Source organism: Fictibacillus phosphorivorans, assembly GCF_007673525.1.
Lineage (GTDB): Bacteria > Bacillota > Bacilli > Bacillales > Fictibacillaceae > Fictibacillus > Fictibacillus phosphorivorans_C.
Genome location: NZ_VDZU01000001.1, coordinates 2844915 through 2865665 on the forward strand (window position 1 = coordinate 2844915; position 20751 = coordinate 2865665).

Genomic DNA, 20751 nt, shown 5'->3' on the forward strand with positions numbered 1-20751 from the left:
TCTTCCCTTTCTAATTCTCGTTTTGATCTGCAACAATATGTATGTCAATACCTGTTGCAATCCTCATAATATTATTTACAATCGATCCTTTTGTAATCTCTTCCCATCGACTTCTTGCAGATTGACCTAATATGATTTGAGTTATTCCGTTTTCAACGGCAATATCTCGAATGGTCTCTGAAATCGTTCGTTTATCCGTTTGTTCCACAATAAATGTAGCACTGAATTGAGTAGCTAGCTTCTTCCAATTTTGAATCTTCTTTCGATCTTCTTGTGAGCGGTTCATAGATGCTTCGTTTGTAACGTGAAGGATTAATAGATCAGTTTTTAGCCTACTGGCAATCCTCCAGCCTCTTCGAATTAATTTTTCGGCATTTCCACCATATTGAACGCAGACCATGATTTTTTCATGTACGCCGGTAGGACTCTGAAGGCCGTTTTGCATCCTTGTTTTTCCGATTCTTTCATCAATATCATCAGCGACCTCTCGCAACGATAATTCTCTTAATGCGCCAAGATTGCTATCTGTAAAAAAGTTTGTAAGTGCCTGCTCAATTTTACTTTTGTCATAAATTTTACCTTCGGATAATCTTTTACGAAGAATCTCTGGGGTGACGTCTACTAGTATTACTTCATTTGCCATTTTGTGAAGAACGTGATCAGGAATTCGTTCTCTTACTTTTATACCCGTGATCTGCTCAACAATATCATGCAAGCTTTCTAAGTGTTGAATGTTTACAGCGGAAATAACATTGATACCCGCTTGTAAAATTTCCTCCACATCCATGAATCTTTTTTCGTTCGGTGAAGTTGGAACATTCGTATGTGCTAGTTCGTCCACGATTACTACATCTGGGTTTCGTTCAATAATCGCTTGTGTATCCATCTCTTCTAGTAATCTTCCTTTATATCGAACTTCCTTTTTCGGAACAATCTCTAGATCTCGAATTAGATCACTTGTTTCTTTTCTATTATGTGTTTCAACAAGTCCAACGAGTACATCAATCCCCTCAGCTTTCAGTTCATGAGCTTCTTGAAGCAAACGATATGTTTTCCCGACTCCCGGAGCAGAACCAATGTAGACTTTTAATTTACCTCTTTTTAATTGTTCTAATTCTCGTAAAATCTCTTCAGGTGTTTTTCGTTTATATTCTGGAAACAATCTTAATACCTCCTTACATGAGTAAATACCCCGGCCAATTATAGACCGAGGTTCATCAACCTATTCCATTACATCTTGAACTTTCATATTTAATTCCAAGACGTTTACATGCGGTTCACCGAAGATTCCTAAACTTCTATTTGTTGTTGAATCTTTAATCATGGCTAGCAATTCTTCTTTTTTAATGCCGGTTTTCTCACTCACACGCTCTGCTTGAAACTCAGCAGCACGAACAGAAATGTGTGGATCAAGACCAGAACCTGAATTTGTGATCAGGTCTAATGGAATATCTTTTTTATCTAGTTCTGGATTTTCTTTTTGTAATACCTTAATAGAGTCCTCTGTTCTTTTCAGCATATCTTCATTAGACGGAGCATAATTATTTGATCCTGTAGAAGCTCCGTTATTTTCTATTGAAGAAACTCGACCTTGGAAATATTGCGGACTCTTATAGTTTTGACCGATTAATTCTGAACCAACAACCTTCCCATCGCTATTTTTCACAAGACTTCCATCAGCTTGTGACGGAAAGATCGTCTGTGCTAGCCCTGTCATAGCAACCGGGTAGACGATACCGCATAATACGATCAATAATAGTGACAATCTAATTATTTTTAACACACTCATAATCCTCCCGTTCATTCTTACATGAATACTTTTACAATCATGTCGATCAACTTAATCCCTATAAACGGGACTACAATTCCTCCCACTCCATAGATAACAATGTTTTTATACAACAATTTGTTTGCACTCATCGGCACGTATTTAACGCCCTTCATGGCAAGTGGAATCAAGAGCGGTATGATGATCGCGTTAAAGATCAGTGCTGAAATAATGGCACTCGTTGGGGAATGTAACCCCATTACATTGAGAGCCTGCATCTCTGGTATAGCAGCTGTAAACATTGCTGGTATAATGGCGAAATACTTCGCAATATCATTTGCAATACTAAACGTGGTCAAAGATCCTCTAGTCATGAGCAACTGTTTGCCAATCGCTACCACTTCAATGATCTTCGTTGGGTCTGAATCAAGATCAACCATGTTTGCCGCTTCTTTTGCTGCAATGGTTCCCGAGTTCATCGCGAGTCCTACATCTGCTTGAGCAAGTGCTGGGGCGTCGTTCGTTCCATCTCCAGTCATAGCAACTAGTTTTCCTTTTTCCTGTTCTTCACGGATCACACGTATCTTATCTTCAGGCTTTGATTCGGCAATAAAATCATCCACCCCTGCTTCTTTTGCGATGGTTGCAGCAGTTAAGGGGTTATCTCCTGTACACATGATTGTTTTGATTCCCATTTTTCTTAGTTCATCAAAACGTTCACGCATTCCCGGCTTAACGGTGTCTTTTAAATAAATCAATCCATAGATTTTTTCATTCTTACAAACGGCAAGCGGAGTACCACCTTTTTTCGCTATCTCATCACTTTTCTTTTTCAGATCTTCTGGAATCTCTCCAGCTTGCTTCTCTACAAACTTGATGATTGAGTCAACAGCACCTTTTCGATAATGAAAACCATTCAAATTAATTCCACTCATACGTTCTTCTGCTGTAAAAGGTACGATTTCAGCTGCATCGTAAGCTGAAGCATCCCAAGAAACACCTTGGTTTTTGGCTAATTCTAAAACTGATCTTCCCTCCGGTGTTTCATCAAATAAGGATGTTACGACTGCCATTTCAGTTAATTCTTTCTTTGCAGACCATCCTACCGGAATAAATTCTGCAGCTAGACGGTTACCAAAGGTAATCGTCCCTGTCTTATCTAAGATGATGGTATTAATATCACCTGCTGCTTCAACTGCTTTTCCTGACATCGCTAATACGTTAAAGCGTGTTACACGGTCCATACCAGCGATTCCAATCGCTGATAATAACGCACCAATTGTTGTTGGAATGAGACAGACGAGTAGAGCTATTAGTGTTGACACTTCTAGATTTACTCCTACATAATCAGCTATTGGAACAATCGTTACGACTACTAACAAAAAGATGATCGTCAACGTTACAAGCAAAATGTTAAGTGCGATCTCGTTCGGTGTCTTTTGACGTTTAGCCCCTTCTACTAGGGAGATCATTTTATCTAAAAATGACTCACCTGGATCTGCGGTAATCCTAACTTTGATGAAGTCACTGACCACTTTTGTGCCGCCCGTTACAGAACTAAAATCTCCTCCTGCTTCTTTAATGACTGGTGCTGATTCTCCTGTTATAGCAGATTCATCAATGGACGCAAGCCCTTCGATAATCTCACCGTCACCCGGAACCATGTCACCTGTCTCGATTAAAACGATATCTCCTTTACGAAGATCTTCTGAAGATACTTCTTTGATCGTTCCTGATTTGACCACTTTTTTTGCGATTGTGCCTTTTTTCGTTTTCTTTAAACTATCGGCTTGCGCTTTTCCTCTACCTTCTGCTAAGGCTTCTACAAAGTTTGCAAAAAGAATGGTGAATAAAAGGATTAAGAAAACCGATAAGTTATAACCAAATCTACCTTCAGCATCAAACTGCTTAGGCATGATCATCATGAGCAAGACAAGGAATGTACCGATCTCTACTACAAACATAACCGGATTCTTCATCATCGTTATTGGATTTAACTTCACTATACTTTCCACCATCGCTCGGCTGATGAGGCCAGAACGAACACTCTGTTTGGATTGATTCATTTTTATCTGCACCTCTCTAAATTAACGGATCGACAAGTATTCAGCTATTGGTCCAAGCGCCATTACGGGTAAGAAGGTTAACGCACCAATAATAAGCACTGCCCCAACAAGAATACCTACAAAAAGGATGTTGTCTGTTCTAAACGTACCAATCGTTTCAGGAACAGGTTGTTTTTTTACAAGAGACCCTGCTACAGCGAGCAAAGCGATGATGGAAACGTACCTGCCAAGTAGCATGACAAGTCCTGTTGAGATATTCCAAAACGGCGTATTGTCTCCAAGACCCTCAAAGCCTGAGCCGTTATTTGCTGCAGCAGAAGTATACTCATAGAGAACTTGTGAAATACCATGGAATCCCGGGTTGCTTATCGCCCCTTTTCCAAGCTCTGTCATAAAAGCTAAGGCAGTCGGACCCAATATGATCAACGGGTGTGCAAGAAGCGCTATCGTTATAAGTTTCATTTCTCTTGGCTCTATTTTACGGCCTAAAAATTCTGGTGTACGCCCAACCATCAGACCGCAGATGAACACTCCGATGATCGCATACATGAGCATGTTCACTAAACCTACTCCATCTCCACCAAACACTGTATTTAACATCATAAGTGACAATGGTGTAATTCCACCAAGGGGAGTCAAGGTATCATGCATGTTATTAACCGTTCCTGTTGTAGCAGCTGTCGTTACTGTGCTAAACAGTGCAGATTGAGCCATTCCAAAACGAACTTCTTTTCCTTCCATGCTTCCTTGTTCTGAACTAAGACCGATAGCATTCATTGCTGGATTTCCGTTACTTTCGGAAATATAGATTAAAGATAAGAACGCAATAAAGAGAATAGCCATCGCACCGAAAATAACCCAGCCTTGTTTTTGATTTTTAGCAAATCGTCCATACGTGTATGTTAATGCAGCAGGTATACACCACATTGATAGTATTTCGATAACATTAGTTAACGGACTAGGATTCTCAAAAGGATGTGCTGAGTTCACTCCAAAGAACCCCCCACCGTTCGTACCTAAGTGTTTAATAGAAACGAGCGAAGCCACTGGCCCTGTTGCGATTTCCTGCTTCTCTCCTTCTAAAGTTGTAATCTGAATCGTACCATCTAACGTTTGTGGAACTTTTAATCCAACTAAAACGAGGGTGACGACAACAGCCATTGGAATAAGTAAACGGGTATGGCCTTTTACAAAGTCTTCAAAAAAGTTACCAATCGTTGCACCTTTGCTTGTAATACCACGAATAAATGCAATTGCTACAATGATTCCAGTCACTGCAGAAGTAAACATCATCATCATGATGACAGACATTTGAGAAAAGTAAGATAGTCCTGTTTCTCCACTATAATGCTGCAGGTTTGTATTCGTCATAAAACTGACAATCGTATTAAAGGACAGCGTCGATTCCATGTTGTCAATTTGGCTAGGGTTTAATGGAAGCCACTTTTGAAGTCTTAAAATGACATAGCCGACTGCGACCAGGACAATGTTCGTTAATAATAATGACATCGTATACTTTTTCCATGTCATGCCTGGTCTTTCTTTTATTCCAGATATTGAATAAATAATCTTTTCAATTCCAGCAAACACTTTATCTGTTTTGTTAGATTTGTTGGAAAATACGTGATAGATATAGCTTCCTAGTGGTTTCACGATCAGAAGCAGTAAAAGAATCACGATTACCATTTGCAAAACGCCCATTACCTTGTTCCTCCTAAGTAAATCTTCAAATGTATGTTAATTAGTTACCTTAAAATTTTTCAGGATTAATCAATGCGTATACTAAGTACAAAAACACGCCACCTGTCGCAATCATCGTTATTATCATTTTTTCTCGTCTCCTCCAACAACTCGATCACACCAGTAAATAAAATTAAAATAACCAAAAATGAAACGATTAGAGTTAAAACCATATAAAGATCTAACAATGCAACTTCCTCCTAACTAACTAGTACACTACTCATAAAAACTTGATAGCATATGTGACAAATCTTTAATCGCATCTTGTGCGTCAGAACCTTCCACTCTAAGTGTGATCGGTTCATCCAGATTTTTAGAATAATGCGACAAAAAGAATAGATTAACAGAGAGCAATCCTTTCGCATTAATCTGTATGCCTTGATAAAAGAAAAGGATCTCACTTTCAAAAGAACCAGCAGCATTGACAAATTCATTGATCTGTCCGATCGATAACCGTTTTGGCAATAAAACAACTGACTCTGTCCCCATGTTTTTCCCTGCCTATCATTGGTTTGAAATACAGAGGGAACTTTTATGATTTAGTCCCCTCTTAAATTGTTTAACCTTTACTTCTAAGCGCGTTTTGTATGACCCATTTTGAGAGACTATGTTGAATCACACTTGCATAATAAGCATTCAATTGATCTCTTTTCGCTTTTAACAAAATCTGTTCAATTTCGTTTGGACTCAATCTCATAAATGAATTCCTCCGCTCATTTTTTATGAAGAAAGTAAGAATTGAATATTTCCGGTTTTGTTATAGATCACGTAATCAGCACCTAATTCCTTATAAACTCTGGAAACATACCGTGTGTCTGATTTGATGACATAAACAGGTATGTTATAGATGCTGCGAATGAGTTCAATCGTTTGACAGCATTCTAAAAATCCTGATTCAACAACAATAATCTTTTGAACAAAAGGACCTACCATTTCGATGAATATACGCTTGTCACCATAATTCATGACATATACATGTTGAAAACCAACTTGTGAGAGTCTATCTGCTTCATTTCGGTTAGGAACACAGAGAACAAGAGATTGATAGTCGTCACATAATCTTAGTTTTGAAATAAATACATCTGAAACTTGATCTGGAAACATAATGAGCACGTTCCCGGATGATTTCTCCATCGTTACATCCTCCATTTCGAAAAAAAAGGCAACAAAAAAGAAGCCTGCGGAAGAGGAACTCTTCTCGCGGCTTCTACACATACTTGAATAAGCGTGTGAATACACGAAATTTGTTGCCTCTCTCTGAACGCTTACGGAGTTAGCTGACGGATTCGGGCTTGAGAGTAGCCCTACTCGATCTCTCGAGATTCACCCCATGCAGACAAGATAGCCTGCGATTGGTTCCCCCGCTTCCTAAAAGTTTTAGGAATTAAGCGATAAAGACGCATGATATAAATATCATATTTTAAGTTGTCATTACTCTTTGTTAATGTTCACCTTCCCTCTCCTACCACGCTTACGAAGTTAGCTGACGGGTTCGGACGGCAGAAGTCGCCCGACTTAATAAGTTTCACCCCAGGCAATAAAAAACTGCCGATGGTTCCTCCGTTCCAAAAATGGATTCAGCGGTCATGGAAAAATTTTAAAGTTTTACGATAAGAAATATATTACTCCTGCTTTAGTTCGTTGTAAACGAAATAAAAACTCCAAAATATTTATATTTCACTTGAAAATAATAAAAATACAACCTTTTATTTCATAAATAGCAAACAAATCATCTAATTTCTTTTATTATCTTTTATTTACGGTGTTTTTTAAATAAATTAATAGTTGTAATATTCTAATAAATCAAATTAATAAATACAAAGTTTTAATGCAAAATCATAATAACTCATAAAAAAAACTAAGCAAATTGAACTTTGCTTAGTTTTGTTAAAAAGATCTGAAATCCAATCTCTGTCTTTTCGTCCAGAGCCATACTCCTGTGAACAAATGGATTGCAATTACAACGAAGACAGCTCCATAACTTTCTGTAACCCAGCTCACAAACCAAATGATCGGCAGAGCTAAGAACAGGTTTACGAGCATTAAAACCCATGAAGTTCTTGCAATCGCTACAAAGAAAAGAATGATCGGTAAGATTAAAAAGATCCAGAATAGTACGTTTTGAAATGTTGCCATGACTTCCCCTCCGCTTTTCATTATAAAAGGGGTTCGCCATAATCTCCACCTTTAACCTGGTACTTTTTCTAATTGCAGCTCTTTTTTGTTTTCTTCTTCATCCATATCATACTTAGGTAGAGTTAACATATAGAAGAGTCCAACCACAATCAGACATCCTCCAATTACCCAAAACAGCATTTCCACAGTTAAAACTTTCGGAAAGAGCACTGCGATTAAACCGAGAGTCATCGTATGAGACAACATATTGATCGGTGAGATCCATCCTTGGACACGTCCCATCATTTTAGTTTTCTGAAGTTTTTATTCTGAAACACTTTCAGAAATTCCTTCACATCAAGACCTCCATTTTACATAATTAACCACTTAATCATTTTCCACCTAATTCCATTCATTGTAAATGTATTTTTATAGCTTTTCATATGAGGGATTATGCATATTCTCTCTATTGATAACGGTGAAATATGATCATACTTTGAATAAAAGCGATGCTACGATATAGTAAATTTTTTTAAAGGTTGAACTTTATGCTTTATGACGATACTCTAGACAGAGAGCATAATAGAGAGGATACTGACATGATTCATTTATTTTCACACAATGATTTAGACGGAAAATCGTGCGGTTATTTAGCACAACTAGCATTTGGAGACAATTGTAAAATTTCGTATTGTTCACACGGAACGATTAACGATCGTGTAGAGATGCTGCTCGATAATCCGAAAGAGAGAAAAACAGAAATTATCATTACCGATATTGCGGTCAATGAAGAATTAATGATGAGGCTTGATGAACGCTCGAATGCTGGCGGAAAAGTGAAGCTGATCGATCATCATGCAACAGCGCTTCATTTCAATGGCTTTGACTGGGGGCATGTTCAAGTTCGTTATGACGATGACCGTTTAACATGTGCCACTTCCCTTTTCTACGAATACTTGATCGAGAACAATAAGCTAAAACCAACAGGTGCACTCGATGAATATGTAGAGCTTGTCCGTTTATATGATACGTGGGAATGGTTTGACCAGAAGGTTGAAGCTAAGCGTTTGAACGACTTATTCTTTATCCTACCTCCTGATAAATTTGAAGATCAGATCATGGATCGTTTAAAAGGTGATACCTTTCAATTCTCAGAAACAGAAACAACGATTCTCGATCTAGAAGAAGAAAACATCGCAGATTACATCAAAAAGAAACAACGTCAGATGGTCGAGATCTGGGATACTTGGTCTTTAGGGGAGGGATCTGAAGAGAAAACGTATAAGATTGGGATTCTACATGCTGAACGCTATCACTCTGAGCTTGGAAACGAGATCAATCGTGAAAATCCTCATTTAGACTTGATCGTGATTCTAAATATCGCAAACAAACGAATCGGTCTTCGTACCATTCATGATGAAGTGGATTGCTCCATTTATGCGAAGCAGTATGGTGGCGGCGGGCACCCTAAAGCTTCTGGTGGAAACATGACTTCTGAAGCATTTGAAAAGTTTGTTGTTGCTGCATTCCATGAACAGCCTAGACGAATCGATGCACCAAAGAACGAGCACAACGTGAAGGAAAATCCTGATGGCAGCTTATATGTGAACAATCACCGTGAAGTATCTAAGATTTATTCTGAAGATAACCAAACATGGGTGATCACTCATAAGACTCATCCAGTTGAAGAAACATTTGAAAGCTATCAAGATGCGGAAAATTACGTCAAGCGCCACTTTGAGGGTTGGCTGATGCGTGATGATGAAGCAAATAACAATAACTAACCTTTATACCTTGGCTTTTACAGCCAAGGTATTTTTATTTACATACCGCGTTCACATTGACACCGAAAACCTAGAGTACTGCCCTCCTGTAAAAGAGATCTGGTTAAGAAAAGACGCTTAGAATAATTCTAAGCGTCTTTTCTTCTATCATTTGGAATGATTCTGCAACTGCTCTAACATACTTGTCAACGTTTCATTCAATGTTGAGAGTTCCTCTTTTCCCATCGGAATATTATCAACAAGCTGACTTGGAATACACTCTGCTTTTTCTTTTAAAGCATTTCCTTTTTCCGTTACAGACACGATCACACTGCGCTCATCTTGTTCTGATCTTTTTCTTTCAACGAGACCATTCATCTCCATGCGCTTTAACATGGGAGTAAGGGTCCCTGAATCTAAAAATAATCTTTGCCCTAATTCTTTTACAGATAATGAATGTTTTTCCCATAAAAGAAGCAAAACTAAGTATTGTGGATATGTGACGTTGAGTTCTTTTAACAACTCTCGATAAAGCTTTGTGATCTCACGTTCCGCTGTATAAATTTTAAAACATATTTGATTTTCTAATTTTAAGGTTTCACTTTTCATGATGTTTCCTTTCTTTTTGTAAAGGGTACTTGCATTATAGCACAATTTAGTTTTACCCAATTAAATTGTTTGACTCTACAAAAAGGATACGTTATGATGATTACGAGTTATTTAGTTGTACACAATTTAATTTTACACAAACAAAGGAGTGTTTTGAATGGAAGCATTATACACAGCAAAAGCAACAGCTGAAGGTGGAAGAGCAGGTACGGTTAAGAGTGATAATGGTGTATTAAATCATGAATTAGCTATGCCAAAAGCGCTTGGTGGATCAGGAAGCGAGAACGCAACAAACCCTGAGCAACTATTTGCAGCAGGATATGCAGCTTGCTTTGATTCAGCACTAAACTTAGTTGCACGTCAAAGCAAAAAACGAATTGAATCAAAAGTGACGGCTGAAGTTTCTATAGGGAAAGATACCGATGGCGGGTTTAAGCTTGCTGTAGTTCTAAACGTTGGGGTTAATGGAGTATCACAAGAAGAAGCTGAGGAATTAGTAAAGACTGCTCACGGTGTTTGTCCTTATTCTAAAGCAACAAGCGGTAACATTGACGTTGAATTAAAAACTGAACTTTTATAATGAAAGACTAAAAGGGCCAATCGAATGGCCCTTTTTTTATTTGTATCTTCCCTTCTTACCCCTTTTCACTTCTTAGGGCCGTATTACCTCCTAATTTCTTTTTTAAAAAAATTCTTTGTTCCTATATCTAATCAAAATAAGTAGTCGTATAATTATTCATAAATAAATAATTATTCAGAATTGAATAGCTTATTCTGTTGCCAAAGGACTGATTAACTTGAGTCAATCAAAAGATTGGAATGAAAATGAACAGATTCTTCATTCTTTAAAAGACGACATCTTAGTAACTAATGTAGAAGGTATTATTCTTAAGGTGAGTGAGGCTACAGGAAAGATTTACGGAGTTGAATCAGACAGCTTGATTGGAAAATCTGTTTATGATTTAGAAGCTCAAGGGTTATTCACACCGATTCTCACACCAATGGTTGTAAAAGAAAATAAAAAAATCACGTTTGTACAAACAACAAATAAAGGAAAAAAACTGCTTGTTACAGGGATTCCTGTATATAACGAACAAGGCGAACTATATAGAATTGTGAGCTATTCACACGACATTACAGAACTCGCTCAATATAAAGAGTTTTTGTTTGCTATGGAAGAAGAGATGCAGCGCGTAAAAACAGAGCTAGGTCTATTAAGAAGCAAACAACTTCATGATGCTGGAATCATCGCTAAAAGTGAAGATATGAAAAAAGCAGTTTCAACAGCACTTCAGTTGTCTGAAGTAGATGTGAATGCACTCATCTTAGGAGAATCTGGTGTCGGGAAATCATTGTTAGCTAAATTTATCCACAATCGAAGTCATCGTTCAAAAGGGCCATTTATTGAGGTTAACTGTGGTGCTATTCCAGATTCATTATTTGAAGCAGAATTATTCGGTTATGAACCTGGGGCTTTTACAGGTGCGCATCAAAAAGGCAAAGTCGGCCTTATTGAACTATCGAACGGAGGCACACTTTTCTTAGATGAGATCGGTGAACTTCCCCTTCAGCACCAAGTTAAGGTTTTAAAAGTCATACAAGAAAAACAGTTTTATCGTGTTGGAGGAACGAAACCAATCAAAGTAGATTTCCGTTTGATCTCAGCTACAAACAAAGATCTGCAGAAGGCGATCCATGAGAAACAGTTTCGCGAAGATCTCTATTTTCGTTTAAACGTAGTACCTGTAACGATTCCCCCACTCAGGAAGAGAACCGAAGATATCGTACCACTTATACATATGCTCTTACAGCAATTCGAAGAAAAATATAACAAGAATAAAAGATTAGATGAAGCTGTCATTCATCATCTTCTGCATTATGAATGGAGAGGAAATGTACGGGAACTGATCAACATCATGGAACGATTAGTGGTACTCTCTCCTACCACTCTTATTACGGACGAGCACCTTCCGGATCATGTAAAAGAAGGTGCATCAATTCCCTCTCCGTCTATTCATACCGAACAAACACTTAAACAGATGTTGGATGATAGAGAGAAACAGATTTTATTAGCAGCTAGAAAGAAATATAGAACGACCATACGGATGGCAGAAGCACTCGGCACTAGTCAGCCTTCAATCGTAAGAAAAATGAAAAAATATCAGATAATTTAGTTTTTTGGCATGATCCTTGCATGGATATTCTATATAGAAATTATTTATACAACATGAGTATGGAATATCTAGGAGGTAATACACGTGTCAATGAACAACTGGAGCAACCTTGTTAGTGAAATGCCAAACCTATTAGCGCCAAGTATGGCAAAAGATCATCCGAACCTACCCGTCGTAAAAGCAGAGGGCTGCTACTATTATGGATTGGATGGAAAGCAATATCTTGATTTTACTTCTGGTATCGCAACGGCAAATACCGGACATCGTCATCCAAAAGTGGTCCAAGCTATCAAAGATGCAGCAGATCACCTCATGCATGGACCATCTGGAGTCATCATGTATGAGTCAATCTTGAAGCTGTCAAAGGAACTAGCTCTTGTTCTGCCAGGTGATTTGGATTGTTTCTTTTTCGCCAACAGCGGAACAGAAGCAATTGAAGGGGCTCTGAAACTCGCCAAGCATGTCACAAAAAGACCGTATGTGATTTCTTTTACCGGATGCTTTCATGGTCGATCTCTAGGTGCGTTGAGCGTGACAACATCCAAAAGTAAATATCGTAAGTTTCTTCAGCCGAACGGCCTTGCCTATCAAGTTCCCTATGCAGATGTAAAGAGCGCACCTAGTGGAGTAGATCCAGAAACGTATGTCATCGAGAAGCTTGAGAAAGATTTTGAAACACTGTTTAATCATCAAGTAACACCTGAAGAAGTCGCCTGTATGATTGTAGAACCTGTTCTAGGTGAAGGAGGCTATATCGTTCCACCGAGTGGCTGGCTGAAGAAGATCAGAGAAGTTTGTGACAGACATGGCATCTTGCTGATTTTCGATGAAGTTCAGACGGGATTCGGAAGAACAGGTGAATGGTTCGCTGCTCAAACGTTCGGAGTTACGCCAGACATCATGGCTATCGCAAAAGGTATTGCTTCTGGATTGCCACTAAGTGCCACAGTTGCTTCTAAAGAACTCATGCAGCAATGGCCTCTCGGCAGTCACGGGACAACATTTGGTGGAAATCCGATCGCTTGCGAAGCGGCGCTCGCTACAATTGAAGTCCTAACTAAAGAAAAACTAATCGAAAACTCAAAAAACATGGGAAATTATGCATGTGCAAAATTGAAAGAACTTCAAGAGCGTACTCCGTTAATCGGGAGCATTCGTTCAGTAGGACTTATGATTGGAATTGAAATTATCGATCCTTTTACAGGCAAACCAGATGGTCAAGCACTCATAAATATTCTAGACAAGTGTTTAGAAAAAGGCGTTCTTTTTTATCTTTGCGGAAATCATGGTGAGGTTATCAGAATGATTCCTCCTCTTACGATCAACCAAGATCAAATCGATCAAGGTCTTGCTGTCCTTGAAGAGTCACTTACAGAGTATTTGGTTGAGGTTCATGCTCAATTATCAAAGAATTACCAAAACGCGTAAACGCTTAGTTAAAGAATTACACTAAAAAGGAGGTTTTTTATTATGCAAACTTTTGATACAGTTATTATTCTTTTGTATTTTGCCGTATTGATTGGAGCAGGAATCATTGGCTCTACTAAAGCGAAGACTTCTGAAGATTTCACATTAGCAGGACGCAACCTTGGCATGTTTATGTATCTTGGTTGTTTGTCTGCCGTCATCTTAGGCGGTGCAGCTACGATCGGAACGACAAAGCTAGGTTATCAATTCGGAATTTCCGGTATTTGGTTTGTATCTATGATTGGTTTAGGCATTATTCTTTTAGGTACTATATTTATTAAAAAGATTGATTCACTAAAAGTCACAACGATCAGTGAATTATTAGGAAAACGGTACAAATCTGAAACACGTCTGTTAAGTGCCATCGTGGCTTCTATATATACTTTGATGATCGCAGTTACCCAAGTGATCGGGATGGGGACGATTATTAATGTACTGTTAGGCTGGAGCTTAACGACTTCCATGTTAGTTGGAGGAGGAATCGTACTCTTCTACACAATCCTTGGTGGAATGTGGAGTGTTACAGTCACGGATATTATTCAATTCATCGTAATGACGGTTGGTATCTTCTTCATTATGGTTCCTATGAGTCTTTCAAAGGTAGATGGTATAGGAAATCTATTAACAAAACTTCCCCAATCTCACTTAGATTTCACAGGGATCGGTTATCAGCAAATCTTCCAATACTTTTTGTTGTTTGCGCTCGGTATGGTTGTATCACAAGACATCTGGCAACGTGTCTTCACAGCAAAATCTAGTAAGATAGCTAGAAATGGATCGATTTTTGCAGGAGTTTATAGTTTTGCATACGCGATTGCTGGAAGCATTATCGGAATGTGTGCATTCATAGTGCTACCTGCCTTGGATAATCCACAGAACACGTTTGCAGAGATGGCACTTACCATTTTACCTACAGGAATATTAGGTCTTGTACTTGCAAGTGTGTGTTCAGCACTTATGTCAACGGCATCAGGTTCGTTACTTGCCTCTTCTACTCTGATTACGAACGACATCTTAAAACAATATTTCTTGAAATCTCCTAGCGACAAACAAATGATTAAAGCATCAAGACTCACAACACTTGTTATTGGTTTAATCGCGATTACTTTTTCCATATGGATTCAAGATGTACTCGTTGCACTTGATGTAGCTTATGCGATTCTATCGGGAGCCATCTTCATCCCACTCGTTATGACGTTCTTTTGGAAACGAGCGACTCCTAATTCAGGATTCTATGCCATTTTAATTTCTACGGTTGTTGTACTAGCAGGGCTATTTATCGAAGGACTCACAGCAACAAACCCTATTCTTTATGGAATGTCTGCTGGACTGGTTAGTATAATAGGAATTTCCTTATTCACTGCACCAATCTCTACTGAATTTGATACACCGTTTGATGAAGAGGTTGTACTTGAAGAAGTAGAAGAAGGAAGAAAACAAGCTTAAATATAGAAAAGCCTTTCCCGAGGGAGAGGCTTTTCTCATTATTATTCAACAACTTCAATAGCAAATGCATAAAGTGCATCTCCATCAGAAACATTTTCTTTTTCCTCAGACATCCACCAAACGCTATATCCGTAAACGTAAGTACCCAGTGTATCCGGTGCTATAAACGTATTTGTTCTTACATCTATTTTCCGTTCATTCTCCTCATGAAATTGTGATAGATGATATTCGTTTGGCTTGGAACCTTTCATCGCAAATGAAATTTCGGCTCCTGATCTTACTTGAATCGGTTTTTCGTTAGAAACAAGTTCAATGGGACCTGCTGAATCTACACATATACTCGAAAAGTTTGATTTCCAGCAATAAGAACCAAGCTTCATTACGTGTTTTTCATTTCCAATGACAGCAAAAGCAGTTGGTGGCTTTTTTCCACGCATTTCACCATTAGAGTCTTTTGAACAACCAACAAGTACTAGTAGAGCTATAGTTAAAGTTAAGATGATTTTTCTCATAACTGCTCCCTTTTTTAATACTTGACGTAACAAAGGGTACCAAAGTTACATTCTCTCTTATTTTCCACCGATTCCAAACGATAACAACAGCAGACCGAATATAGAGATCAAAGCCATGAACAAGATAAAAAACAACCCAAAAAACTTAGCTTTTCCAGCTTCTTTCTTCACAATTGCTATAACGCTAAAGATGACACCGATAAAATACAACATGATTCCACTAAAAAGAAAGATAGCAACTTGTTGAGCTACATCATCTCGAACGATGAACGGCCAGCCAGCAAGTAGAATTCCCGCTATACAAAACCATAATGATAAACGACCAAAACGCAGATTCAATGTATGGACACACTCCTGTTTAAATTCTTCAAAAGAAGTTCAATATCCATTGTTGCCATTTTCCCTTCAAAAATCAACTATCTACTAAATAAAATAATCTTTGTAATAAACTAATATGGAGATGAAAGAAACGAGGGTATAAATAACAGCCGTATAATAAGGATAACTCGGTTTGAACGTTGCTTTTTCTTCTTCAATCTTGATTCCTGTCATAGCTTGCGCCTGCATGCGAACCATGTTTGATGAAAGTCCACCTTTTGAAGTGAAAAATCGAATCGTGAGAGCAAAAATCAAACCAACAAATAATGAAGTATCAATAAACGCCACTCCTAATAGATTTGCAACCACATAGTTAATAACAAACAATAAGAAAACGGTAACGATACAGCTAATAAAATGTTTCATGATATCTCCTCCTCAAAATGTTATACGAATAATTAGGAAGAAAGTTCCAAATTTTCAAGGGGCATTTAACCAATCAAAACACGCCCGTACAAGTTTGCATCGGGCGTGTTCGTATCTATTATTCTACTTTATTCAATATCTCATCATTCGTTCATTTACTCGTTCGCTAAGGATATATCTGTATTGTGCAGTTCGGAACAATTTCGCCTCTAATGCATATTTAGATTGGGGTAAAATTAAATTTGCGGTATTTTTAAAGTGGACACTGCACGTGTCAGAATCTATGGAATCTATTCGTTGAACATGCGATTGGGATAACCAGATGCACGTTTCATTCTTAGGAGATTCTACAGGAAAAAAGAAAATGCCTAGTTCGAGGTTGATCATGATCGGGGATAAACTCACATAGCCCATAGACCGACGAACTGCTTCACGCCTGCCTTCATAGCTAGATCCAAAAAACAAACAGCTCTCGTTAATAATTTTTATGGGGCTGAGTGCAACTCTTTCGTTTTTTTCGCTTTCTAAAATTTCGGTTTGAACCTCTCCATATTCGTTATAAAACGGTAAGAGTGCCATAGTACTCGTATTAATTTCGTAGGATCGAAGAAGTAATGTTTTTTCCATTTATACATCCTCCCTTTATATTGTTAAATGACCCTTAACTCCTCCCCTTGGAAAAATAGAAAGTAAAATACTCCCAATAGGTAAATTATACTAATTGTTTTGACAAGAATCTATATAATTTTACAAAAATTTTAACTATTTAAATAAACAGTAAAATAATTCCTCAAATAGGTTTGAATACTAGCGAATCGTGGAATACATAACAGGGCGAAATGGACGATTATTTCGACCTGTTTTTCCTACTACTTAATGAATAAGAGGCTGATGAAAGATGGCAAAAGGTGATCTGCTGATCATTGGTGGCAATGAGGACAAGAGCGAAAAGAAAATAATCTTATCCAGATTCTCTGCACTATGTAAAAATCGTCAAGGTCCGATAGGAATCCTGACAACAGCATCCGGCTATCCGGAAGAAGTAGGCAGTGAATATTATCAACTGTTTCAAACCTTACATGGTACTAAGCCACTGCTTTTCCATTTAGATTCCCGTGAAAAAGCGGAAGACCCTGAATTACCCGAACAACTTTCTTCTCTGTCTGGTCTTTTCATGACAGGGGGCGACCAATTAAGACTAACAAGTATTTTAGGTGGCACATCCTTTTATAAACACCTCTTTCGAGAATGGCAAGACGGTTTGATCATCGGTGGAACGAGTGCCGGTGCTGCTGTTATGAGCAGATTGATGATTATCTCATCAAAGCTGTTTGAAAAAGAAGATGTTTCTATACTTGAGTTAGGTTCAGGCTTTGGATTTTTAGAAGACGTAATTATTGATCAGCACTTTTCTCAGCGTGATCGGTTTAGTCGTCTCATGCGTGCTATCGCGTTAAACCCTCAGATCATTGGCATCGGTATCGATGAAAACACTGCAATCTGGGTTCATAACGACGGCAAGCAGTTTGAGGTGATTGGTGAATACAACGTGAGCATATTTGATGGCAAAACATCGACGTATGTAGATATTGCTGAGAATAAAGGAAATATGACGATTTCCGATATCCGTTTCCATACACTTGGAGCGGGTGCTGTATTTGACTTATACAAACGAGAATTAATCATCACTTAAGGAGAGAACGTCTTAATGAAAATCAACCGCGTCAATTACTTAACGGGACCGAACCTTTACAGCTTTAAACCTACTATATGGATTGAGCTTGATATAGAAGAATTCGAAGAAAAACCCTCTAACACAATACCCGGGTTTATAGATACATTATTAAAAGTCATCCCTTCCCTTCACACACATACTTGTTCAAGGGGTTATGCAGGTGGATTCGTAGAACGCCTTCATGAAGGAACATGGATTGGACATATTTTAGAGCATATTGCACTTGAGATCCAACATCTTGCTGGCATCTCAGTCAAACGTGGCAAAACGATTACAAGTGAACGAAAAGGAATTTACTTTGTAACGTATGATTATAGGGAACCAAAATCAGGATTTTACGCATTTGAAGCTGCTCTTGAAATTGTAACCGCTATCTTAGATGGGAGACAAATTAGTGCTGATTCTTACATCACCCATACCTCTGACCTGTATCATCTACATAAACTAGGTCCGAGTACGGAAGCCATCTATGAAGCTGCACGAAAAAGAAAGATTCCAGTAGAACGTATCGGAACAAACAGCTATTTAAGAATTGGAACGGGTAAAAAGCAAAAATCGGTCCAGGCGACCATATCCTCCCAAACGTCTTATTTAGCAGTAGAAAATTCTTGTGATAAAGATATGACCAAAACATTAGTAAGAGGTGCTGGTCTCCCAGTTCCTAAAGGTGATGTTGTTTCCAATGAATATGAGCTGCTTCAGTCAGCTGAAAATATTGGTTACCCGCTTGTCATTAAACCGCTTAATGGCAGACAGGGACAGAACATCATAACAAATATTCAAAATGACACTGACTTAATTGCTGCTTTCCGCTGTGTGTTCAGCGAAGGTACTTCATATATTCTAGAACGATATTATGCAGGCAATGATTACCGTTTTTTCGTCGTAAATAAAGAGTTAGTTGCAGCAAGTCTTCGTCTTCCGCCATTTGTAATCGGTGACGGCTATAAGACGATAGCTGAACTCATTGATGAAGAAAACTTAAATCCATTACGTGGTGATGGTCATGAAAAAGCGATGAGCAAGATTCCTTTAGATGAACGTACGGTCGTTCATCTTGAGAAAAGTGGCTATTCCCTTCAATCCGTATTAAACAAAGGAGAATCTTTAGAAGTATTAGGTAACGCAAACCTGTCTACAGGCGGTTCGGCAATCGATGTGACAGATGATGTTCATCCTGATTATCGTAACATGGCTATTGAAGCGGCAGAAGCAGTTGGTCTTGATATTGCAGGAATTGATATTCTGTCGCCAGATGTTACGGTTCCTTTTGTTGAAGGTGAAGCTGCCATTCTTGAAGTGAATGCAGCTCCTGGCATCCGTATGCATCTTCATCCATCGCAAGGGAAAAAGAGAGATGCAGGTGGAGCCATCGTCGACTATCTGTTTGCTTCTCGTGAGGAAGCTGCGGTACCTGTTGTTGCGGTAACAGGCACAAACGGTAAAACGACAACCACTCGTCTTGTTTCACATCTTTTACAGAAAGAAAACATAACGGTTGGATATACGTGTTCTGATGGTGTTTGGGTAGGTGATCAGCAACTGGACGCAGGAGATTGCAGCGGACCAAGAAGTGCGCGCAAAGTTCTGGCTCATCCTTCTGTAGATATCGCTGTGTTAGAGACTGCTCGCGGTGGGATGTTGCGTGAAGGCCTTGCGTTTCGCTATTGTGACGTTGGAATCGTAACCAACGTTAGTGAAGATCATCTTGGGTTGAATGGCGTAGAAACATTAGAAGATTTAAAAAAACTGAAGCAGACGGTTGCTGAAGTTGTTCTTCCAGAAGGTACATGTGTATTGAACGCTGACGATTCACGGTGTGTGGATATGGCGAATCATACGAATGGCGAAGTAATCTTCTTCTCCCTTTCGGTAATGAATCCAGTTATTCAAGATCAGTTAAAGCAAGGATTAAAAGTTTGGTATCTAGAAGATGACTGGGTTGTATTCAACGAGAATGGTAAATCAGAAAGATTTCTTCCAGTATCACACATTCCGATTACGATTAATGGTGCTGCCCGACATAATATCGCGAATGTCCTTGGCGCTCTCGCTGCCGCTCATTCATTAGGAAGACCTTTGTCAGAATTAAGAAGTAAAGTGATCACTTTTCTCTCTTCGGAAAATCAAAACAGAGGACGCTTCAACGTTTTAAACATACATGATCGTACGATTGTGGTGGATTATGCGCATAACCCTGCTGGTTTGAAGGCACTCTTTGAAACGGTGGATCATCTAAAGAGTGGTCGCGTGATAACAGTGGGTTCAGCAGCTGGAGACAGACAAGACCAAACGATACAAGAGATGGGTCGAATATTTGGTACTCACTCAGATATTTTTATTATAAAAGAAGATGTAAACCTAAGGGGACGAATTCCAGGTGAAACGGTTCATCACCTTTATATGGGGGTAAAAGAAGCTGAAGGCATTACATCCGTTTCTGTATATCCTAAGGAAGCCGAAGCATTGATCCAAGCTTGGGAGTGCTCCGAGCCTGGTGACACACTTGTCTTCCTCTATGACGAATACACGTCTATTCAAGGTATCCTGCAGAAAATTAGAAATTCAAAAGCTGTTGGCGTACTGCAGAAAGCAGAATAAGAAAAAGCAGT

At 38.6% G+C, this 20751-nt stretch carries 22 protein-coding genes and 2 riboswitches; of the genes, 7 read left to right on the plus strand and 15 right to left on the minus strand.

Annotated features, from left to right (window positions below):
• Nucleotides 1-10: 10 nt before the first annotated feature.
• From kdpDN to FS458_RS14290, 10 genes are all read right to left on the minus strand, one after another.
• The gene (gene kdpDN, locus FS458_RS14250) at nt 11-1162 is read right to left on the minus strand and encodes a KdpD-like non-kinase potassium sensor (protein ID WP_144701580.1); all 1152 of its coding nucleotides are present in this window, start codon (nt 1160-1162) and stop codon (nt 11-13) included.
• A 60-nt stretch (nt 1163-1222) separates the two neighbouring features.
• Entirely contained in the window at nt 1223-1789 is a 567-nt protein-coding gene (kdpC, locus tag FS458_RS14255; RefSeq protein WP_260858646.1) for a potassium-transporting ATPase subunit KdpC, read from the minus strand.
• Between the two features lie 17 nt (nt 1790-1806).
• Nucleotides 1807-3834, minus strand: a complete 2028-nt coding sequence (gene kdpB / locus FS458_RS14260; RefSeq protein ID WP_144701586.1) for a potassium-transporting ATPase subunit KdpB — start codon at nt 3832-3834, stop codon at nt 1807-1809.
• A gap of 21 nt (nt 3835-3855) precedes the next feature.
• Nucleotides 3856-5535: a potassium-transporting ATPase subunit KdpA gene (gene kdpA, locus FS458_RS14265; RefSeq protein ID WP_144701588.1), complete on the minus strand. Its 1680-nt coding sequence runs from the start codon at nt 5533-5535 to the stop codon at nt 3856-3858.
• A 49-nt stretch (nt 5536-5584) separates the two neighbouring features.
• Entirely contained in the window at nt 5585-5662 is a 78-nt protein-coding gene (gene kdpF / locus FS458_RS21280; RefSeq protein WP_144703630.1) for a K(+)-transporting ATPase subunit F, read from the minus strand.
• 128 nt (nt 5663-5790) lie between these two features.
• On the minus strand, nt 5791-6063 hold the full coding sequence (locus tag FS458_RS14275) for an HPr family phosphocarrier protein (protein ID WP_144701591.1): 273 nt from the start codon (nt 6061-6063) through the stop codon (nt 5791-5793).
• A gap of 70 nt (nt 6064-6133) precedes the next feature.
• On the minus strand, nt 6134-6271 hold the full coding sequence (locus FS458_RS20780) for a hypothetical protein (protein WP_186320564.1): 138 nt from the start codon (nt 6269-6271) through the stop codon (nt 6134-6136).
• 23 nt (nt 6272-6294) lie between these two features.
• Complete coding sequence (locus tag FS458_RS14280) at nt 6295-6708, minus strand: hypothetical protein (protein WP_144701594.1); 414 nt, start codon at nt 6706-6708, stop codon at nt 6295-6297.
• A 112-nt stretch (nt 6709-6820) separates the two neighbouring features.
• A riboswitch (cyclic di-AMP (ydaO/yuaA leader) is annotated at nt 6821-6975 on the minus strand.
• Nucleotides 6976-7026: 51 nt separating this feature from the next.
• A riboswitch (cyclic di-AMP (ydaO/yuaA leader) is annotated at nt 7027-7167 on the minus strand.
• Between the two features lie 294 nt (nt 7168-7461).
• A complete protein-coding gene (locus FS458_RS14285; protein ID WP_144701597.1) occupies nt 7462-7710 on the minus strand; it encodes a hypothetical protein in 249 nt (82 codons plus the stop codon).
• A 51-nt stretch (nt 7711-7761) separates the two neighbouring features.
• Nucleotides 7762-7995 carry a hypothetical protein gene (locus FS458_RS14290; protein WP_144701600.1) on the minus strand — a complete coding sequence of 78 codons (234 nt, stop codon included), beginning with the start codon at nt 7993-7995 and terminating at the stop codon, nt 7762-7764.
• A gap of 293 nt (nt 7996-8288) precedes the next feature.
• Between FS458_RS14290 and FS458_RS14295 the strand changes: the two genes are divergently transcribed.
• Nucleotides 8289-9473, plus strand: coding sequence for a DHH family phosphoesterase (locus tag FS458_RS14295; protein ID WP_144701603.1), 1185 nt, complete (start codon nt 8289-8291; stop codon nt 9471-9473).
• A 147-nt stretch (nt 9474-9620) separates the two neighbouring features.
• On the opposite strand, the gene FS458_RS14300 is transcribed toward FS458_RS14295, so the two are convergent.
• Complete coding sequence (locus FS458_RS14300) at nt 9621-10061, minus strand: MarR family winged helix-turn-helix transcriptional regulator (RefSeq protein ID WP_144701606.1); 441 nt, start codon at nt 10059-10061, stop codon at nt 9621-9623.
• 157 nt (nt 10062-10218) lie between these two features.
• On the opposite strand from FS458_RS14300, the gene FS458_RS14305 reads away from it, so the two are divergent.
• The 4 genes from FS458_RS14305 (at nt 10219) to FS458_RS14320 (ending at nt 15148) form a co-directional block, all read left to right on the plus strand.
• Nucleotides 10219-10641: an organic hydroperoxide resistance protein gene (locus FS458_RS14305; RefSeq protein WP_137790096.1), complete on the plus strand. Its 423-nt coding sequence runs from the start codon at nt 10219-10221 to the stop codon at nt 10639-10641.
• A gap of 217 nt (nt 10642-10858) precedes the next feature.
• Entirely contained in the window at nt 10859-12235 is a 1377-nt protein-coding gene (locus tag FS458_RS14310; protein WP_144701609.1) for a sigma-54 interaction domain-containing protein, read from the plus strand.
• A 90-nt stretch (nt 12236-12325) separates the two neighbouring features.
• Nucleotides 12326-13663, plus strand: a complete 1338-nt coding sequence (locus FS458_RS14315; RefSeq protein ID WP_186320626.1) for an aspartate aminotransferase family protein — start codon at nt 12326-12328, stop codon at nt 13661-13663.
• Nucleotides 13664-13705: 42 nt separating this feature from the next.
• Nucleotides 13706-15148: a sodium:solute symporter gene (locus FS458_RS14320; RefSeq protein ID WP_144701615.1), complete on the plus strand. Its 1443-nt coding sequence runs from the start codon at nt 13706-13708 to the stop codon at nt 15146-15148.
• Nucleotides 15149-15189: 41 nt separating this feature from the next.
• On the opposite strand, the gene FS458_RS14325 is transcribed toward FS458_RS14320, so the two are convergent.
• The 4 genes from FS458_RS14325 to FS458_RS14340 all read right to left on the minus strand — a co-directional run bounded on the left by FS458_RS14325 (nt 15190) and on the right by FS458_RS14340 (nt 17031).
• The gene (locus tag FS458_RS14325) at nt 15190-15660 is read right to left on the minus strand and encodes a hypothetical protein (protein WP_260858649.1); all 471 of its coding nucleotides are present in this window, start codon (nt 15658-15660) and stop codon (nt 15190-15192) included.
• Nucleotides 15661-15717: 57 nt separating this feature from the next.
• A complete protein-coding gene (locus tag FS458_RS14330; protein ID WP_066392454.1) occupies nt 15718-15999 on the minus strand; it encodes a hypothetical protein in 282 nt (93 codons plus the stop codon).
• Between the two features lie 84 nt (nt 16000-16083).
• Nucleotides 16084-16404 (minus strand): hypothetical protein, encoded by a 321-nt coding sequence (locus FS458_RS14335; protein WP_144701618.1) that lies wholly within the window; start codon nt 16402-16404, stop codon nt 16084-16086.
• A 132-nt stretch (nt 16405-16536) separates the two neighbouring features.
• Nucleotides 16537-17031, minus strand: a complete 495-nt coding sequence (locus FS458_RS14340; protein WP_066392449.1) for a competence protein ComK — start codon at nt 17029-17031, stop codon at nt 16537-16539.
• 271 nt (nt 17032-17302) lie between these two features.
• On the opposite strand from FS458_RS14340, the gene FS458_RS14345 reads away from it, so the two are divergent.
• On the plus strand, nt 17303-18097 hold the full coding sequence (locus FS458_RS14345) for a cyanophycinase (protein ID WP_066392448.1): 795 nt from the start codon (nt 17303-17305) through the stop codon (nt 18095-18097).
• Between the two features lie 15 nt (nt 18098-18112).
• Nucleotides 18113-20740: a cyanophycin synthetase gene (gene cphA, locus FS458_RS14350; RefSeq protein ID WP_144701621.1), complete on the plus strand. Its 2628-nt coding sequence runs from the start codon at nt 18113-18115 to the stop codon at nt 20738-20740.
• The last annotated feature ends 11 nt before the right edge of the window (nt 20741-20751 follow it).

Coding starts and splice junctions, on each gene's coding strand:
- kdpC (WP_260858646.1), bottom strand. CDS start 1,789: ATGAGTGTGTTAAAAATAATTAGATTGTCACTATTATTGATCGTATTA.
- kdpB (WP_144701586.1), bottom strand. CDS start 3,834: ATGAATCAATCCAAACAGAGTGTTCGTTCTGGCCTCATCAGCCGAGCG.
- kdpA (WP_144701588.1), bottom strand. CDS start 5,535: ATGGGCGTTTTGCAAATGGTAATCGTGATTCTTTTACTGCTTCTGATC.
- kdpF (WP_144703630.1), bottom strand. CDS start 5,662: ATGATAATAACGATGATTGCGACAGGTGGCGTGTTTTTGTACTTAGTA.
- FS458_RS14275 (WP_144701591.1), bottom strand. CDS start 6,063: ATGGGGACAGAGTCAGTTGTTTTATTGCCAAAACGGTTATCGATCGGA.
- FS458_RS20780 (WP_186320564.1), bottom strand. CDS start 6,271: ATGAGATTGAGTCCAAACGAAATTGAACAGATTTTGTTAAAAGCGAAA.
- FS458_RS14280 (WP_144701594.1), bottom strand. CDS start 6,708: ATGGAGAAATCATCCGGGAACGTGCTCATTATGTTTCCAGATCAAGTT.
- FS458_RS14285 (WP_144701597.1), bottom strand. CDS start 7,710: ATGGCAACATTTCAAAACGTACTATTCTGGATCTTTTTAATCTTACCG.
- FS458_RS14290 (WP_144701600.1), bottom strand. CDS start 7,995: ATGATGGGACGTGTCCAAGGATGGATCTCACCGATCAATATGTTGTCT.
- FS458_RS14295 (WP_144701603.1), top strand. CDS start 8,289: ATGATTCATTTATTTTCACACAATGATTTAGACGGAAAATCGTGCGGT.
- FS458_RS14300 (WP_144701606.1), bottom strand. CDS start 10,061: ATGAAAAGTGAAACCTTAAAATTAGAAAATCAAATATGTTTTAAAATT.
- FS458_RS14305 (WP_137790096.1), top strand. CDS start 10,219: ATGGAAGCATTATACACAGCAAAAGCAACAGCTGAAGGTGGAAGAGCA.
- FS458_RS14315 (WP_186320626.1), top strand. CDS start 12,326: ATGAACAACTGGAGCAACCTTGTTAGTGAAATGCCAAACCTATTAGCG.
- FS458_RS14320 (WP_144701615.1), top strand. CDS start 13,706: ATGCAAACTTTTGATACAGTTATTATTCTTTTGTATTTTGCCGTATTG.
- FS458_RS14325 (WP_260858649.1), bottom strand. CDS start 15,660: ATGAGAAAAATCATCTTAACTTTAACTATAGCTCTACTAGTACTTGTT.
- FS458_RS14335 (WP_144701618.1), bottom strand. CDS start 16,404: ATGAAACATTTTATTAGCTGTATCGTTACCGTTTTCTTATTGTTTGTT.
- FS458_RS14340 (WP_066392449.1), bottom strand. CDS start 17,031: ATGGAAAAAACATTACTTCTTCGATCCTACGAAATTAATACGAGTACT.
- FS458_RS14345 (WP_066392448.1), top strand. CDS start 17,303: ATGGCAAAAGGTGATCTGCTGATCATTGGTGGCAATGAGGACAAGAGC.
- cphA (WP_144701621.1), top strand. CDS start 18,113: ATGAAAATCAACCGCGTCAATTACTTAACGGGACCGAACCTTTACAGC.